The following is a 16,201-nucleotide window of genomic DNA, read 5'->3' on the forward strand; positions in this document are numbered from 1 at the left end:
ACCCTTGTCGACTGCGCCCAGGAGGTCCCATGACCTACTTCATCGATCGCCGAGCCAACGCCAAGAACAAGAGCGCGGTCAACCGCCAGCGCTTTCTTGACCGTTATCGGACCCATATCAAGCGCTCCGTGGAGGAGGCGGTGAATCGCCGTTCCATCACCGACATGGAGCGCGGCGAGAAGGTCTCGATCCCGAGCCGTGATATCTCCGAGCCGGTATTCCAGCACGGCAGCGGGGGGCGTCGCTCCATCGTCGCGCCGGGCAATCGCGAATTTCAGGAAGGGGATCGCCTGCGCCGTCCGGACGGTGGCGGCGGTGGTGGCGATGGCAGCGGCGAAGGCGGCGCTTCCAATCAGGGTGAGGGCATGGACGAGTTCGCCTTCACCCTGACGCGGGAGGAATTTCTCGAGTTTGTCTTCGACGGCCTGGAGTTGCCCCACCTGGAGCGCAAGCCGCTGGTCGACGTCGAGGAGGTGCGGCCGGTGCGCGCCGGGGTGTCCCGGGACGGGGTGCCGGCGAGGATCAACATCGTGCGCTCCATGCGCGAGGCCCAGGCCCGACGTATCGCCATGCGGGCGCCCATTCGTCGGGCCCTGCGCGAGGCTCAGGAGGCACTGGAGGTCGAGGAGCGCAAGGATCCGGTGCTCCGAAACCCCGCTCGCATACAGGAGCTCAAGGACGAGATCGAGCGCCTGGAGCGGCGCCTGGAGGCGGTGCCCTTCATCGACACCTACGATCTTCGCTACAACCACCTGATCAACCAGCCCCAGCCATCGAGCAAGGCGGTGATGTTCTGCGTGATGGACGTCTCCGGGTCGATGACCCAGGCCCACAAGGACATCGCCAAGCGCTTCTTCCTGCTGCTGTACCTGTTTCTCGAGCGCAGCTACGAGCGGGTCGAGCTGGTCTTTGTCAGGCATCATACCGCCGCCAAGGAGGTCGACGAGGAGGAGTTCTTCTACTCCAGGGAGACCGGCGGCACCATCGTCTCCAGCGCCTTGACCCTGGTCGACGAGATCATCGACAAGCGCTACCCGCCGGGTCAGTGGAATCTGTACGTGGCCCAGGCCTCGGATGGCGACAACTGGGACGATGATTCGGTGAACTGTCGCGAGCTCCTGACCAAGTCACTGATGGGGCGCCTGCAGTACTTCACCTACGTGGAGATCACGCCCCACGCCCACCAGGCCCTGTGGGAAGAGTACGAGCGGGTGGAGGCGGCCTATCCTGACCGTTTCGCCATGCGTCAGATCGTCGAGCCGGGGGATATCTATCCGGTGTTCCGTGCCTTGTTCAAGCGTCGCGCCGAGAGTTGACCCCTCGGTCGACTCGACAGCCGACCGGGGCCTTGCGGCCCCTGAACAAGCGCTACGCAACTCCGGGCGATGATAGAGCCCCGGAGAGGAGGGGAGCTCCATGACCACCTTGACCAAGCGCCACGCCAAGCCCATCGCCACCGGCTCCGACTGGAGCTTTGACGATCTCACCGAGTTCGAGGCCGAGATCGCGCGACTGGCAGACGAGTACCGGCTCGATACCTACCCCAACCAGATCGAGATCATCACCACCGAGCAGATGATGGACGCCTACGCCAGCGTCGGCATGCCGGTGGGCTATCACCACTGGTCCTTCGGCAAGCAGTTCCTGGCGGTGGAGCAGGCCTATCGGCGTGGTCAGATGGGGCTGGCCTACGAACTGGTGATCAATTCAGATCCCTGCATCGCCTACCTGATGGAAGAGAACACCCTGATGATGCAGGTGCTGGTCATGGCGCACGCCTGCTATGGCCACAACTCCTTCTTCAAGGGCAACTATCTGTTTCGGACCTGGACCGACGCCTCCTCGATCGTCGACTACCTGGTGTTCGCCCGCAAGTACATCAGCCAGTGCGAAGAGCGCCACGGTGTTCAGGCGGTGGAGCAGCTGCTCGACGCCTGTCACGCCCTGCAGAATTATGGCGTCGACCGCTACAAGCGTCCGTCCCCGGTATCTCCCGAAGAGGAGGCTCGCCGTCAGCAGGAGCGCGAAGACTACCTGCAGACCCAGGTCAACACCCTGTGGCGCACCATTCCGACCGGTGATGTGGGCAGCATCGCAGAGCCCATGGCGTCCGAGGACGATCCGCTGGGGCTGCGAGGTGGCGGGCGTTATCCGCCGGAGCCCCAGGAAAACCTGCTGTACTTCATCGAGAAGAACGCTCCGCTGCTGGCGCCCTGGCAACGCGAGGTGGTGCGTATCGTGCGCAAGCTGGCCCAGTACTTCTACCCCCAGCGCCAGACCCAGGTGATGAACGAGGGCTGGGCGACCTTCTGGCACTACACCCTGATGAATCGTTTGTTCGACGAGGGCGCGGTGGACGAAGGGCTGATCCTCGAGTTCCTGCAGTCGCATACCGCCGTGGTCAGTCAGCCGGCCTTCGATAGCCCCTACTACAACGGCATCAACCCCTACGCCCTGGGGTTCGCCATCTTCACCGACCTGAAGCGTATCTGCGAGGCGCCCAATGACGAGGACCGCGAGTGGTTCCCCGACATCGCCGGCAGTGACTGGCGCGAGACGTTGAACTTTGCCATGCGCAACTTCAAGGACGAGTCCTTCATTCAGCAGTTTCTCTCGCCCAAGGTGATCCGCGATCTGAAGCTGTTCCAGATCGTCGACGATGACCAGGAGGAGACCCTGGAGGTCGGCGCCATCCATGATGAGCGAGGCTACCGGCGGGTGCGCGAGGCGCTGTCCACGCAGTATGCGCTGTCGCTGCGTGAGCCCAATATTCAGGTCTATGAGGCGGATATCCGTGGTGATCGTTCGCTGACGCTGCGCCACGTGCAGGATCAGCGGCGACCGCTGGCACGCAGTGTCTATCCGGTGATCCGTCATCTGCATCAACTGTGGGGCTTTCCGGTCAAGCTGGAGTCCTGGGACGGCGATGAGGTGGTGCGTCGCTATCAGTGGCCGCTGCCGGACAGCGAAGAAGGCGCTTGAGACTCGGCAAGAGCGGCAAACGACAACACCCCGGGCCATCGGCCCGGGGTGTTGTCGTTCTGGTGTGGCTCAGGGGCGCGCTCTTTTCAGCCTACCCCTGGTAGATCCGACGCTGGGTCAGCCAGACGTCAAGGCTTGGCGGTCCAGGACTGGCACCACCCGCCCGGCTCCACGCTGTTCTGCGGGAACAGCTGGCAGCCTTCGGTCTCGGCGTTGAAGAACATGCAGTTGGCGCAGGTCTCTCCCTCTTCGTAGGCGGCGTTGCCACTGGCGTCGCTGGCGTTCTCGACGTAGCCGAGCGCTTTGGCCTGGGCGTTGTCGGTATCCAGGCGCGGCAGGCTCTGGGCCAGGGCGGTGCGGGACAGTACGCCAGCGCCCAGAGGCAGGGCGGCGATGCCCAGCAGACTGTGGCGCAGGAAGTCACGGCGGCTGTGCTTGGCCATGGTGGGGCTCCTCGTTGTGGCTCGATCGATAGTGATCGAAGTCGATAGTCGAACGGTCTTGGTTGGGTCCTTTTCTGCTGGACCGATGTTATCGAGTGTGCCCGGTGAGCCTGGGCGACCTCGTGCGCTCTAGGCGGCGCTGAACATTCAGATTAGCTAAGCCTTTGAGTCTTGGCGAATCCTCGCTACTCCGCTGCGGCAATCCGCCACGCAGGTGGTGCCCGTCGGGTGGTGCTGCCCGTGCCGCGCCGGCGCTGATATACTGCGCCGCGAGCACACCACATCTTGCCGTCTGTGCCGTGGGCTTGGTTGGCCAGGCGAAGACGGACATCGAAGGAGGGCGACCATGCAGAATGCAGTGATCCTGATCAATGCCGAAAAGGGCCAGGTCAAGGCGGTGGCGGAGCGCCTCGCCGAGGTCGACGGCATCAGCGAGGTGTACTCCACCTGTGGTCGCTACGACCTGGTGGCGATCGCGCGCACCCGTGATTTCGAGAGCCTGGCCGAACTCGTCACCGGTCGCCTGAACGCGGTGGAGGGGATCGCCGACACCGAGACCCTCAATGCCATGCAGGTGCACTCCCGTCACGACCTGGAGACCATGTTCTCGCTGGGGTGGTAGCAAGATCGCGTCGGCGGCCCGGTGACTGCGCCGGGCCGGCGCAACGCCGCTCGTTCGACGCGCCGGCGACCAGCACCTCTTCACCATCTCGTGACTCTTTGCATCAAGGAAGCGTGTGGACCTTTCACTCGATCGCCTGATACCCCGCCCCCGAAACCTCCTTGTCTCGCTGGTGCTGGTCGCCGCGGGTGCCTTTCTGTGGCACAGCACAGAGCAGGGCTACCGTGATCGCATGAGCTGGATGGGGGTAACCGAGTGGGCCGAGCCCGGCGTCTTGTCCTTCACCCGCGTCATGCGTAACGATGGCTATCTGCTGGGATGGTCGGATGTCCGCGTCGGTGCGCTGTGGGTCAGCTATGAGCTACGCCAGAGCGGGGATCGACAGATCGGGCCGCGACCCGGTTTCCGCCAGGACTGGCGCACGCTGTGGCCTGTCAGCACCTCTAGCTACTCGGGCAGTGGTTACGACCGTGGCCACCTGGCCCCGAACTACGCCATGGCCAAGGTGTGGGGAGAGGACGCCCAGGACGACAGCTTTCTGATGAGCAACATGATGCCGCAGAAGCCCGCGCTCAATCGGCAGCTGTGGCAGCGCCTGGAGGAGGTGGTGATGGACCACTTTCTGCCGCGCTTCGGCCGGCTGCAGGTGATCACCGGCCCGATCTACGCCGAGACACGAATCACCGATCTCGAGATCGATCGTCTACTCGATCGCGTCGGCTTCGTCGAGGTGCCGGTGGCGTTCTACAAGATCGTGGTGGTGCCGGGCGATACGCCGCTGGCGGTGGCGTTTATCATGCCCCAGGACGTGCGTGGCGACGAGTCGCTCAAGCAGTTTCTGTTCAGCATCGACGAGGTAGAAGCAAAGACCGGGCTGAATTTCCTGCCGAGGCTGCCGGCGAGCCAGGAAGCCGACTGGGAGTCGGTCGCGGGGGTCGGCGACTGGGCATTGTCCCAGGTGGCTGAGTTGCCCTCGCGATTTGATTAGGGGAGACGTCGCGGGTAGGGCAATACCGTCGGGTCGGCTGTTGCTGTTCTGCTGCGTCAGGAGGGGGCGCAGAGGGATAGTGCAAGAGGAAGGTGAGGTAGAGGGATATCCGGGAGCGGTGCAGATTTCAGGCACAAAAAAACCGCGACGAGGCGCGGGTTCTTGTCGATCCGATGTGGATCCGTTGTCTGCATGACGATGGTGCCCAGGAGAGGACTTGAACCTCCACGTCCATAAGGACACTAGCACCTGAAGCTAGCGCGTCTACCAATTCCGCCACCTGGGCATGTCATACGATTCTCTTGTCAATCCTGCATCAGTCTGTCGTGTTCGTCGACCCTGACGAGTCGATGGTGCCCAGGAGAGGACTTGAACCTCCACGTCCATAAGGACACTAGCACCTGAAGCTAGCGCGTCTACCAATTCCGCCACCTGGGCGAACACGTGCTGCTTGACTGACAAAGAGCGTGACGACTTGCATCGTCGTGATCCCGAAGGATCGTTGGTGCCCAGAAGAGGACTTGAACCTCCACGTCCATAAGGACACTAGCACCTGAAGCTAGCGCGTCTACCAATTCCGCCATCTGGGCAAGTGGCGCGTATGTTACCGAATCATCTGAATAATGCAAGCGTCTCGATAAGGAATCGCGCGATTTTTTTTGCCGTTGTGACCATCGCCTGAATGGGCCCTCGGCGGGCGGCGGGTCTATCCACGGGCGCTTATGGTTGGGTCAAGGCCGCGCCAGCGCTATACTGCGCGCATGTTACGACAAATTTTCGACAAGACCGCACGCTCGCGCCCGGGAGTCGGCGCTCACCTGCCGTCCTCGACCCTGCCAAGGATGCCTTTCGCATGACCCATTGGACGCTCGACGCCGACGAACACGCTCTCCGCGAAGCCCACAAGTACGACAACCCCGCCCCGTCCCGCGAATACCTGCTCAAGCGGCTCGAGGAAATCGGGGCGCCGGTGACCCATGAGGCCATGAGTGATCAGCTGGGTCTCGATGATGAGGAGCTGCGCGAGGCGGTGCGTCGCCGCCTGTCCGCCATGGAGCGGGACGGCCAGGTGCTGCGCAACCGTCGCAACGCCTATGCGCTGATCGACAAGCTCGATCTGATCAAGGGCAAGGTGCTGGGGCATCGGGACGGTTTCGGCTTTCTATTGCGCGACGACGGCAAGAAGCCTGATCTGGTGATCCCCCCGCGACAGATGCGCCGGGTGTTTCACGGTGACCACGTGCTGGTGCGCATCAGCGGACGCGATCGCAGGGGCCGTGACGAGGCCACGGTGGTGGACGTCATCGCGCGCAACACCCAGACCATCGTCGGTGTGTATCGCGAGAATACTCCCGAGTTCGGGGTACTGATCCCCGAGAACAATCGGATCACCCAAGAGGTGATCATCCCGCACAGCGCCTGTGGTGGCGCCCAGGACGGCCAGGTCATCTCGGCACGCATCGTCAAGCAGCCCGAGACCAGGGTGCAGCCGGTGGGTGAGGTCATCGAGGTGCTGGGAGAGCGTATGGATCCCGGTATGGAGATCGACATCGCGCTGAGAAGCTACGAGATCCCGTCCGAGTTTCCGCCGGATGTCACCGACCAGATCGCCAGCATGTCCGCCGAGGTCGCCGAGGAGGACAAGCTCCACCGCATCGACCTGCGTGACAAGCCGCTGGTCACCATCGATGACGAGACCGCCAAGGACTTCGACGACGCGGTGTGCGCCTACAAGACGCGTTCGGGCAGCTGGAAGCTTCTGGTGGCCATCGCCGACGTGTCGCACTACGTGCGTCCCGGCAGCCCGCTCGATCAGGAGGCCATCGCCCGCGGCAACTCGGTGTACTTCCCGGGGCAGGTGGTACCGATGCTGCCGGAGCTGCTGTCCAATGGGCTGTGCTCGCTGAACCCGGACGTCGATCGTCTGGCGCTGGTGTGCGAGCTCAACATCTCCAAGACCGGAGCCATCAGCCGTTATCGCTTCTACGAGGCGGTGTTCCGTTCCCATGCCCGGCTGACCTACAACAAGGTGGCGGCGATCCTTCAGGACGAGGGGGAGGAAGGCGAGGCCCTGCGCCAGGAGTACAAGTCGCTGGTGCCGTCGCTGAAGAACCTGCACAGCCTCTACCAGTTGCTGCGAGAAGCGCGCACCGAACGGGGTGCCATCGACTTCGAGACCACCGAGACCGCCATCGTCTTCAACGACGAGCGCAAGATCGAGAAGATCGTGCCGCGCTCGCGCAACGACGCCCACAAGATCATCGAGGAGTGCATGCTGGCGGCCAACGTTGCCACCGCGCGCTTCCTCGACAAGCACGACCTGCCGGCGCTGTACCGTATCCACGAGCGTCCGTCGCCGGAGCGCCTGGACAAGCTGCGGCTGTTCCTCAACGAGATCGGCATGTCACTCGGCGGTGGTGATGAGCCGACGCCCCAGGACTACCGTGACCTGGCCGAGGCGATCAAGGGTCGCGACGATGCCGACATCATTCAGACGGTGATGCTGCGCTCGATGAGTCAGGCGGTGTATTCGCCCCACAACGAGGGCCACTTTGGCCTGGCCTACCCGGCCTACGCCCACTTTACCTCGCCGATTCGTCGCTATCCCGATCTGCTGGTGCACCGCGCCATTCGTTCGGTGATCCGCGGACCGCGCCAGACCAACACCGTGCTGCGCGCCGAGGGCGCGCCGGTGGAGCCGCCGACCAAGTGGTGTCCCTATACCTTCGAGCAGATGCTCGAACTTGGCGAGCACTGCTCGATGACCGAGCGTCGTGCCGACGACGCCACCCGTGACGTCGAGGGCTGGCTCAAGTGCGAGTTCATGTCCGACAAGCTCGGCGAGGTCTACGACGGTACCATCGCCTCGGTCACCCAGTTTGGTATCTTCGTGCGCCTCGACGCGTTCTATGTCGAGGGACTGGTCCACGTCACCTCCTTGCCGTCGGACTACTACCACTACGAGCCCGAGAAGCATCGTCTCAAGGGCGAGCGTACCGGCACCAGCTATCGTCTGGGCGATGGGGTCACCGTTCAGGTGGCTCGGGTCGACCTCGACGAGCGCAAGATCGACTTCGAGATGGCCGACGACAAGCCGCGCCCTCGTCGGGCACCGCGCAAGCGTCGCGACGCAGGCACCCAGAGTCAGGGCAAAGGCCAGGGCAAGGGGCGTGGCGGCAGGTCGGCCCAGGGCGATACCAAGCGCCGTGCCGACGGCCCCTCCGGGGTCGGCGAACAGGACGCCCCGAAGAAGAAGGGCGGACGTCGGCGCCGCGGTCCGCGGCGTGGCAACAAGGGATGAACACCCGCGTGATGATTGACCAGGAGGCCGCCCGTGGCCAAGCATGATTCAAGACGCCGTCGCCACGGCCAGAGCCAGTCCCAGACGCATGACCAGGCGCGTACTCAGGCGCGTGGCAAGGGACGTGGTCAGCATGGTCCGGCAGTGCCGAACGGCCTCGACAGTGTGTTCGGCGTTCACGCCGTCCGGGCGCTGCTGGAGCGTGGCGAATCACCCAAGGAACTGTGGGTGCAGGAGGGCGACGCCGGGCGTCGTCTCAGTGAGCTGGTCGATACCGCGCGCAGTCGCGGCGCCAGGCTCAGGAGCGTGCTCCGTGAAGAGCTCGACGGCCTTTCCCAGGGTGCCTCCCATCAGGGTATCGTGGCGTTCTGTCCGCCACTGGCGCCGGAGGGCGAGGAGTCCCTGTGGCACAAGCTCAAGGCCTGGCCGCTGGAGACGCCGCCGCTGCTGCTGATCCTCGATGGTGTCACCGACGTTCACAACTTCGGCGCCTGTCTACGCAGTGCCGATGCCGCCGGGGTGCACGGCGTGATCGTGCCCAAGGACAAGTCGGCACCGCTCAACGCCACCGTGCGCAAGGTGGCCTGCGGTGCCGCCGAGAGCGTGCCGGTGTATCAGGTGACCAACCTGGCCCGCGCCATGGCGCGACTGAAGGAAGAAGGGGTGTGGATTACCGGTACCGCCGGCGAGGCCGACGCCAGCGTCTTCGCTGCCGACTTCACCGGGCCCATGGCGCTGGTGATGGGGGCCGAGGGCAAGGGCATGCGTCGGTTGACCCGGGAGGCCTGCGACAACCTGGTCAAGCTGCCCATGGCGGGCACCGTCTCGAGTCTCAATGTGTCGGTGGCCACCGGCGTCTGTCTGTTCGAGGTGGTACGCCAGCGCGAACTCAAGGCCCGCGGGTGACGGTGTCGCTCCAGCATCGGCTTGCAACCCTGATCACAACTCCGTAGAATCTGGGCGCCCGTGCGTTCTGCGCGGGACAGGCTAATTGTTATTCACTCCTTGCTTCCCCCGGCGCCGAGACTACTCAGGCCCCTGCGGAAGCTGCCAAACCGAAAGGAGAATCCATGCGTCACTACGAGATCGTCTTCATGGTCCACCCGGACCAGAGTGAGCAGGTTCCGGCCATGGTCGAGCGCTACACCAGCATCGTCACCGAGAACGCCGGTACTGTTCACCGTCTCGAGGATTGGGGCCGCCGTCACCTGGCCTACCCGATCAACAAGATCCACAAGGCTCACTACGTGCTGATGAACGTCGAGTGCAGCGGCGAGACCCTCGAGGAAATCGAGAACATCTTCCGTTTCAACGACGCCATCATTCGCAGCCTGGTGGTGCGCTGCAAGGAAGCCATCACCGAAGCGTCTCCGATGATGAAGCCGGTGGAAGAGAAGCGTGCCCGTCGCGAAGAAAAGCCGCGCACCGCTGAATCCGCCTGAGCCGCGCATCACTAGCTCTGCAACGCACGTATAAGGAGTCTTTCCATGGCACGCTTTTTCCGTCGCCGCAAGTTTTGCCGTTTCACCGCTGAAGGCGTGAAGCAGATCGACTACAAGGATCTGGACACGCTCAAGGCCTACATCACCGAGACCGGCAAGATCGTTCCCAGCCGCATCACCGGTACCAAGGCCCGTTACCAGCGCCAGCTGTCCACCGCGATCAAGCGCGCACGCTACCTGGCCCTGCTGCCTTACACCGACAGCCACCAGTAAGTCGTCGCCGATGCTGCCCGTCGCCCGATGGTCGATGAAAGGCATGCCCCAGGCGACTCTGGTCGCGCTGGTGGCGTCTGCGGTGCCCTGGCTGTTCTGGTTCGGGGCGGCGATTGCCGCTCTGGTGACCTTGCGCAAGGGCATGGCACCGGCGATGCCGGTGATCGCCGCTGCGGCGGTGCCGGCAGGCTGGTGGTGGACCCAGGGAGATCCGATCCCTCTGGCGACCACCCTGCTGGCGCTGTTGATGGCCATCGTGCTGCGCTCCCGCATGCGCTGGGGCGAGGCGCTGATCCTGGGGTCGCTGGCCGGCGCTGCGATGATCCAGTTGGGGGTGTTCCTGCCCAAGGCAGACACCGCCCTGATGCTGGAGCAGCTGCGCCAGAGTTCCTCCGAGGTGGCGGCCATGCTCGACGAGCTGGCTGCCCAGGGGCTCGACGCCAGTCGGCTGGCCGAGCTGGTCATCAGCGGTGTCACCGGTCTGGTGGTGATGCTCGCTGCGGTGGCCTGTCTGGCCCTGGCACGCAGCTGGCAGGCGGGGCTCTACAACCCGGGAGGTTTCCGGGAAGAGTTCCACGCCCTGCGGCTCACCCCGAGGGAGCTGATCCTGTTGGTGGTGCTGGTGATCGCCGGCACCCTGCTGGGTCTCCCCGGGATCGGCATGCTGGCCTGGATTCCGCTGCTGATGGCCGGCATCGGCCTGACACATGGTGTAGTTGGACGTAAGGGAATGAACGGGTTGTGGCTGGTCGCGTTCTATCTGCTGCTGATCACCACCTGGCCCATGATTCTCATCGTGCTGGTTGTGGCCCTGATCGATACCTTCGCGGACTTCCGCGGGCGTCTGGGTCACAACAACTGACATAGAGGTTTACGAGATGGAAGTCATTCTGCTCGACAACATTGGCAAGCTGGGCGGTCTCGGTGACAAGGTCACCGTCAAGCCTGGTTACGGCCGCAACTACCTGGTGCCCTACGGTCTCGCCGTGCCGGCCACCAAGGACAACATCGCTGCCTTTGAAGCCCAGCGTGCCGAGCTCGAAGCTCAGGCCGCCGAGCGCAAGGCCGAAGCCGAAGCTCGCGCCGAGCAGCTCAACGACATCGAGCTGTCTCTGGTCGCCAAGTCTGGCGACGAAGGCAAGCTGTTCGGTTCCATCGGTCCGCGTGACCTGGCCGAGGCGATCTCCAGCGCCGGTATCGACGTCGCCAAGAGCGAAGTCCGCATGCCGGAAGGCCCGATCCGCCAGACCGGCGAATACGACATCGTGCTGCACCTGCATGCCGACGTCGACGCCACCGTGCGCGTGGTGGTGGTGGCCGAGTAAGGTCGTCTCCCACGGCAGTGGCAAGGGCGCGGGAGTCACATCCCGCGCCCTTTTTTGTGGCTCGCGATCGCCCGCACGGGTGATCGTGCGACGGACCCGGCTTCGGGTAGACTAAGGCTTGTCTGGAGAGTGGCTGCGCTCGTCGACTTTTCGGACACAGCCTGGATCCAGTGGCATGGCGCCGTGAACAACAGCGAAGAGACAAGCGCATGAGTGACGTCCAGACCATCGATCGTGAAGCCGCGGCGCTGAAGGTTCCGCCGCACTCGGTGGAGGCCGAGCAGTCGGTGCTGGGTGGCCTGATGCTCGACAATCAGGCCTGGGACAATATCGCCGACCGGCTGGTGGCCGACGACTTCTATCGCTACGAGCATCGCCTGGTGTTCAACGCCATGGTGGCGCTGGCCGAGTCGAGCCGTCCGCTGGACGTGGTGACCCTGTCCGAGGCCCTGGAGGGGCGCGACCAGCTCGACACCGTGGGCGGGCTCGCCTACCTGGCGGAGCTGGCCCGCAACACTCCCTCGGCCAGCAATATCCGCGCCTATGGCGACATCGTGCGCGAACGCGCCACCCTGAGAAAGCTGATCCAGGCGGCCAACCAGATCGCCGACGGCGCCTTCAGCCCCAATGGGCGTCCTGCCGATGAGCTGGTCAACGAGGCCGAGCGGCTGGTGTTCCAGATCAGCGAGGATCGCCCCAAGGCCGGCGGCCCCATCGGCATGAGCGAACTGCTGACCAAGGCCGTCGATCGCATCGACGAGCTGTTCAACATGAAAGGCGAGATGACCGGCCTGTCGACCGGCTTTCGCGATCTCGATGACATGACCTCCGGGCTGCAGCCCTCCGACCTGGTGATCGTCGCCGGCCGCCCGTCCATGGGCAAGACCACCTTCGCCATGAACCTGGTGGAGCACGCGGTGGTGTCCAGCGACAAGCCGGTGATGGTGTTCTCCATGGAGATGCCGGCGGACTCGATCATGCTGCGCATGCTGTCGTCACTCGGGCGTATCGACCAGACCCGAGTGCGCTCCGGTCAGCTCGAGGACGAGGACTGGCCGAGGTTGACCTCGGCGGTCAACCTGCTCAAGGACAAGCAACTGTTCATCGATGACACCGCTGCGCTGTCGCCCAACGAGATGCGCTCACGGGTGCGTCGCGTGGTGCGCGAGCACGGCAACCTGGCGATGATCATGATCGACTACCTGCAGTTGATGCAGGTGCCGGGGTTCGGTGACAACCGTACCGGCGAGATTTCGGAGATCTCGCGCTCGCTCAAGGGGCTTGCCAAGGAGTTCGGCTGCCCGGTGATTGCGCTGTCGCAGCTCAACCGCTCGCTGGAGCAGCGCCCCAACAAGCGTCCGGTGATGTCGGACCTGCGTGAATCCGGGGCCATCGAGCAGGACGCCGACCTGATCGGTTTCGTCTATCGTGATGAGGTCTACAACCCGGATAATCCCGACAACAAGGGGCTCGCCGAATTCATCATCGGCAAGCAACGTAATGGTCCCATCGGGACGGTGCACATGGCCTTTATCGGCAAGTACACCCGCTTCGAGGATCTGGCGCCGGACAGCTACGGTGATACCTTCGGCGAATAAACGTGCTTGAGCCTGACCGACGGGCTCGTATAATGCCGCCCCTTGCGATTTCGACAGACACAGTGAAGGAGACCTGACATGGCAGGCGGATTTCGACGCGGCAATCGCCGTCGCGCGCCCAAGCTGGAAGCCCGTGGTGAGTTGACCTCGGTGGAACGGGAAGGCCCGTTCAAGGAATGGCTCGGCATGCCCGATCTGTATCGCTATCACCTGGTAGTGGACGGCGTGGACTACAGCTACCAGACAGAAGACTCCGAGCTGCCGGTGCAGATCGGCGACAAGGTGGTGTTTCGCTACAAGGAGACCAAGGCCGGCAATTGGGTCGACCGCAACTCCCTCGGCAAGGCCATCGATCCCTCCGACTACCAGTAGTCTCACCGCCGGATCCGTCGCCCGCGAGCATTCGTGTCGCGGGCCTTCGTTTTCTCTCCTTCAAGCCCTCCACTTCCCCCCGCAAAGGCGCTGCCTGCCGCTGAAGACCCCCTTTTCTCCGCCGCGATCATGGAGGTCGTTTAACTCGCTGTGCGCGCGAAACGGCCAATATGTATCCAGATCAGAGAAATTCTTCACACCGTCACGGGAATGTCACCCGAAGGGCCCAGGCTGTGCCATGATCAGAGAGTCACATGCGCGGCACAGGGAAATGAAACGAGCGTCATGGTCTGCCGAAACATCATCGGCACGCTCGTCGCCGTAGTGTCGTCACATAAGGAGGGCGGGGGCCACAGAACCCCCGTCGCGACAGGATGAAAAGAGGCGAAAGATACGATGGAAATTAATGATCTCAAGGCCTTTGTCGGCCGCCACGACAACTTCGAGATTCGCGTGATCGGCCATGCCGGCAGCCGTTTTTACCAGGTCGAACTGGAAGACGTGGAAGGTGCCCGCAAGATGCTCTGCCGCCGCGGCAAGCCGGTGTTGTTCCGCTCGCTGGACGACGTCTACCTGGAGCTCAAGCGTGCCGGTATCCACCGCGCCTACCTGGTCCAGCACGTGGCCCACGACGAGGTGATCGGTCGCGAGGCCCACTATGCCGAACCGCTGGCCTCACGTATGCCCCTGGTGTTTTGAGTGACATCGTTCCACACCACCCTGGTGCTGGAACCCTCTCGACGGCAGTCTCGCCGTCTCTGCCTTGCCACTGATGTACCCACGTTCACCGCACAAGTCCCTGGCGCAAGCTGCCAGGGCCCTTGGCGGTGTCGACCTGCCTTATCGCTTCCTTTGATGCCCTGTTAGCCAGGGGCGCAGTCGGGCGAAGCCCAGATAGCCGATGTCCAGCAGTCCACGCAAACCGGGTACGCTGCTTAGCTGCACCCAACGGCGATGACCCAGCGTCGCGTACAATGCGCGAGTGGCATCCATGCCGATGAACCAGCGACCTGTGGCGTCGCGCAGGTGCAGCTTGCCCAGCATGTCATCGAAGCGCTGGCCCCAGGCCTCGGCGCAAAAATCGTCGTCGCGGATATCGATAAAGTGGATCAGCCGGCTGCGCGGATGCCGCCTCAGCCAGGCGATCTCCTTGCGGCATAGTGGGCACTGACCATCATGAAACAGCGCAAGCGGTGTGGCGAGTGTCTCGAACCGATTCATGGATTCGCTCCCTGAGGTCGATAGCCGTCGCGGTGGGGACCCTGACCGTAGCTCGGTTCGCATGCCAGGTTGTCGAGAAAGGACGTGGCCTGGCGGCGCATGGCGCTGCGCTTGTCATCGCTCATGCGGCGCAGCGAGCCATAGATCAGCTTCATGCGAGGATTGCTCGCCAGGGTGTCGGCGTGACGTTCGAGAAAGTCCCAGTAGAGGCTGTTGAAGGGACAGGCGTCTTCGCCCAGGGTCTTTTTCACGTCATAGCGACAGTGGCGGCAATGGTCCGACATCCGATCGATGTACTTGCCTGACGCACAGTAGGGCTTCGAGCCCATCAGTCCACCGTCGGCGTGCAACACCATGCCAAGCGTATTGGGCAATTCGACCCATTCGCAGGCGTCGGCGTAGACCGCCAGGTACCAGTCGCACAGGGCCTCGGGGCTGACGTCGCACAGCAGAGCAAAGTTGCCGGTCACCATCAGACGCTGGATATGGTGCGCGTAGGCGTTGTCCCGGGTCATGCCAATCGCGCGGGATAGACAGCGCATGTCGGTGTCACCGCTCCAGTAGAAGTGGGGCAGACCCCTGCGGGCCTGCAAGGCGTTATAGCCCTTGTAGTCCGGCATACGGGTCCAGTAGATGCCCCTGACGTACTCTCGCCAGCCGAGGATCTGGCGGATAAAACCTTCCACCGCATTGATCGGTGCATGCCCCTCGAGATAAGCGGTTTCGGCGGCCTCGCAGACTTCTCTCGGGCTGAGCAGGCCAAGGTTCATGGGAGCGGACAGGCGCGAGTGGAAGAGAAAGGGATCGCTGTCGCTGATGGCGTCCTGGACGTCACCGAAGCTCGGCAGCAGGTGATCGATGAAGTGTCTGAGATCGACCAGCGCCTGGCGTCGGGTGACCGGCCAGTGGAAGCCATCCAGACGACCGAAGTGTTCATCGAAGTGTTCCTCCACCAGTGTCAGCACCTCACGGGTCATGTCGTCGACGGTGTGGCGGGGAGGCTTGGGCAGCGTGTAGTGCTGGGGTAGGGGTCGTCGGTTGTCCTTGTCGAAGTTCCACTGGCCGCCCATGGGTTCATCGCCCTCCATCAGCAGGCCGGTGCGGCGACGCATCAGTCGATAGAAGCCCTCCATGCGAGGCTGCCGGCGATGGGACAACCAGTCGCCGAATTCACCAGGCGTGCAGTAGAAGCGGTTGTCCTCGACCCATTGCCAGGGTATCCCGCCCTGGCGGCGCTCCATGGCATCCAGCAGCCGCCATTCGCCGGGCCTTGTGGTGACAATCCGCGAACAGTCGTAGGCTTGCGCGAGGCGTTCCGCCTCCGCCAGCAGGCCATGGGCGTTGTCCGGATCATCGAGGGCGCTGTAGTGGACGCGATAGCCCTTGTCGCGAAGCGTGGCGGCGAAGTGGCGCATGGCCGACAGCATCATGGCGATCTTCTGAGGGTGATGCGGCACGTAGCGGCCTTCCTCGGCGACCTCGCACAGCGCGACGACGTCGTTGTCGCCAGCGGTCTGCAAGAGTCCGAGGTCCAGGCTCAACTGGTCGCCGGTGATCAGGATCAAGGATCTGGACATGGGTTCACCAAAAATTGTACAAATCCTCTTCATAGTAACACTTCATTCGAGCCTGAT

General features: G+C 63.4%; 16 protein-coding genes and 3 tRNA genes. 13 read left to right on the forward strand and 6 right to left on the reverse strand.

The genetic code is table 11. The features are described from left to right. Positions 1–29: 29 nt before the first annotated feature. Together C9F12_RS03920 and C9F12_RS03925 are read left to right on the forward strand one after the other, a co-directional pair. Entirely contained in the window at positions 30–1,316 is a 1,287-nt protein-coding gene (locus C9F12_RS03920) for a YeaH/YhbH family protein (RefSeq protein WP_045992146.1), read from the forward strand. Between the two features lie 100 nt (positions 1,317–1,416). Beyond that, positions 1,417–2,982: a SpoVR family protein gene (locus tag C9F12_RS03925; protein WP_108131324.1), complete on the forward strand. Its 1,566-nt coding sequence runs from the start codon at positions 1,417–1,419 to the stop codon at positions 2,980–2,982. A gap of 128 nt (positions 2,983–3,110) precedes the next feature. Here C9F12_RS03925 and C9F12_RS03930 read toward each other — a convergent pair whose 3' ends face one another. Next, positions 3,111–3,425 (reverse strand): high-potential iron-sulfur protein, encoded by a 315-nt coding sequence (locus C9F12_RS03930; protein ID WP_045992144.1) that lies wholly within the window; start codon positions 3,423–3,425, stop codon positions 3,111–3,113. 346 nt (positions 3,426–3,771) lie between these two features. Between C9F12_RS03930 and C9F12_RS03935 the strand changes: the two genes are divergently transcribed. Together C9F12_RS03935 and C9F12_RS03940 are read left to right on the forward strand one after the other, a co-directional pair. Next, complete coding sequence (locus C9F12_RS03935) at positions 3,772–4,047, forward strand: Lrp/AsnC ligand binding domain-containing protein (protein ID WP_045992143.1); 276 nt, start codon at positions 3,772–3,774, stop codon at positions 4,045–4,047. 115 nt (positions 4,048–4,162) lie between these two features. Then, positions 4,163–5,035: a DNA/RNA non-specific endonuclease gene (locus C9F12_RS03940; RefSeq protein ID WP_240184163.1), complete on the forward strand. Its 873-nt coding sequence runs from the start codon at positions 4,163–4,165 to the stop codon at positions 5,033–5,035. 199 nt (positions 5,036–5,234) lie between these two features. Here C9F12_RS03940 and C9F12_RS03945 read toward each other — a convergent pair. From C9F12_RS03945 to C9F12_RS03955, 3 genes are all read right to left on the reverse strand, one after another. Continuing rightward, positions 5,235–5,321: transfer RNA gene (locus C9F12_RS03945), tRNA-Leu, on the reverse strand. Positions 5,322–5,386: 65 nt separating this feature from the next. After that, positions 5,387–5,473 (reverse strand) — tRNA-Leu (locus C9F12_RS03950). Positions 5,474–5,538: 65 nt separating this feature from the next. Then, positions 5,539–5,625: transfer RNA gene (locus tag C9F12_RS03955), tRNA-Leu, on the reverse strand. A gap of 263 nt (positions 5,626–5,888) precedes the next feature. On the opposite strand from C9F12_RS03955, the gene rnr reads away from it, so the two are divergent. The 9 genes from rnr (at position 5,889) to C9F12_RS04000 (ending at position 14,045) form a co-directional block, all read left to right on the forward strand. Then, positions 5,889–8,336, forward strand: coding sequence for a ribonuclease R (rnr, locus tag C9F12_RS03960; RefSeq protein WP_108448051.1), 2,448 nt, complete (start codon positions 5,889–5,891; stop codon positions 8,334–8,336). Positions 8,337–8,501: 165 nt separating this feature from the next. Then, on the forward strand, positions 8,502–9,242 hold the full coding sequence (rlmB, locus tag C9F12_RS03965) for a 23S rRNA (guanosine(2251)-2'-O)-methyltransferase RlmB (RefSeq protein ID WP_204248931.1): 741 nt from the start codon (positions 8,502–8,504) through the stop codon (positions 9,240–9,242). 164 nt (positions 9,243–9,406) lie between these two features. After that, positions 9,407–9,778, forward strand: coding sequence for a 30S ribosomal protein S6 (gene rpsF, locus C9F12_RS03970; protein WP_045992140.1), 372 nt, complete (start codon positions 9,407–9,409; stop codon positions 9,776–9,778). A 45-nt stretch (positions 9,779–9,823) separates the two neighbouring features. Next, positions 9,824–10,051, forward strand: coding sequence for a 30S ribosomal protein S18 (rpsR, locus tag C9F12_RS03975; protein WP_016853668.1), 228 nt, complete (start codon positions 9,824–9,826; stop codon positions 10,049–10,051). Positions 10,052–10,061: 10 nt separating this feature from the next. Next, a complete protein-coding gene (locus tag C9F12_RS03980) occupies positions 10,062–10,913 on the forward strand; it encodes a hypothetical protein (RefSeq protein WP_045992139.1) in 852 nt (283 codons plus the stop codon). A gap of 16 nt (positions 10,914–10,929) precedes the next feature. Next, complete coding sequence (gene rplI / locus C9F12_RS03985) at positions 10,930–11,376, forward strand: 50S ribosomal protein L9 (protein ID WP_045992138.1); 447 nt, start codon at positions 10,930–10,932, stop codon at positions 11,374–11,376. A gap of 209 nt (positions 11,377–11,585) precedes the next feature. Then, entirely contained in the window at positions 11,586–12,974 is a 1,389-nt protein-coding gene (gene dnaB, locus C9F12_RS03990) for a replicative DNA helicase (RefSeq protein ID WP_045992137.1), read from the forward strand. 78 nt (positions 12,975–13,052) lie between these two features. Then, the gene (locus C9F12_RS03995; protein WP_045992136.1) at positions 13,053–13,346 is read left to right on the forward strand and encodes a hypothetical protein; all 294 of its coding nucleotides are present in this window, start codon (positions 13,053–13,055) and stop codon (positions 13,344–13,346) included. 396 nt (positions 13,347–13,742) lie between these two features. Further along, complete coding sequence (locus tag C9F12_RS04000; protein ID WP_045992135.1) at positions 13,743–14,045, forward strand: DUF6482 family protein; 303 nt, start codon at positions 13,743–13,745, stop codon at positions 14,043–14,045. A 141-nt stretch (positions 14,046–14,186) separates the two neighbouring features. On the opposite strand, the gene C9F12_RS04005 is transcribed toward C9F12_RS04000, so the two are convergent. After that, on the reverse strand, positions 14,187–14,567 hold the full coding sequence (locus C9F12_RS04005; RefSeq protein WP_108448052.1) for a DUF393 domain-containing protein: 381 nt from the start codon (positions 14,565–14,567) through the stop codon (positions 14,187–14,189). Next, positions 14,564–16,144: a cryptochrome/photolyase family protein gene (locus C9F12_RS04010; RefSeq protein ID WP_108448053.1), complete on the reverse strand. Its 1,581-nt coding sequence runs from the start codon at positions 16,142–16,144 to the stop codon at positions 14,564–14,566. The genes C9F12_RS04005 and C9F12_RS04010 overlap by 4 nt, the downstream gene beginning before the upstream one ends. Positions 16,145–16,201 lie beyond the last annotated feature (57 nt).

This window comes from Halomonas sp. BN3-1 (genome assembly GCF_003056325.1).
Taxonomy (GTDB): Bacteria; Pseudomonadota; Gammaproteobacteria; order Pseudomonadales; family Halomonadaceae; genus Halomonas; species Halomonas litopenaei.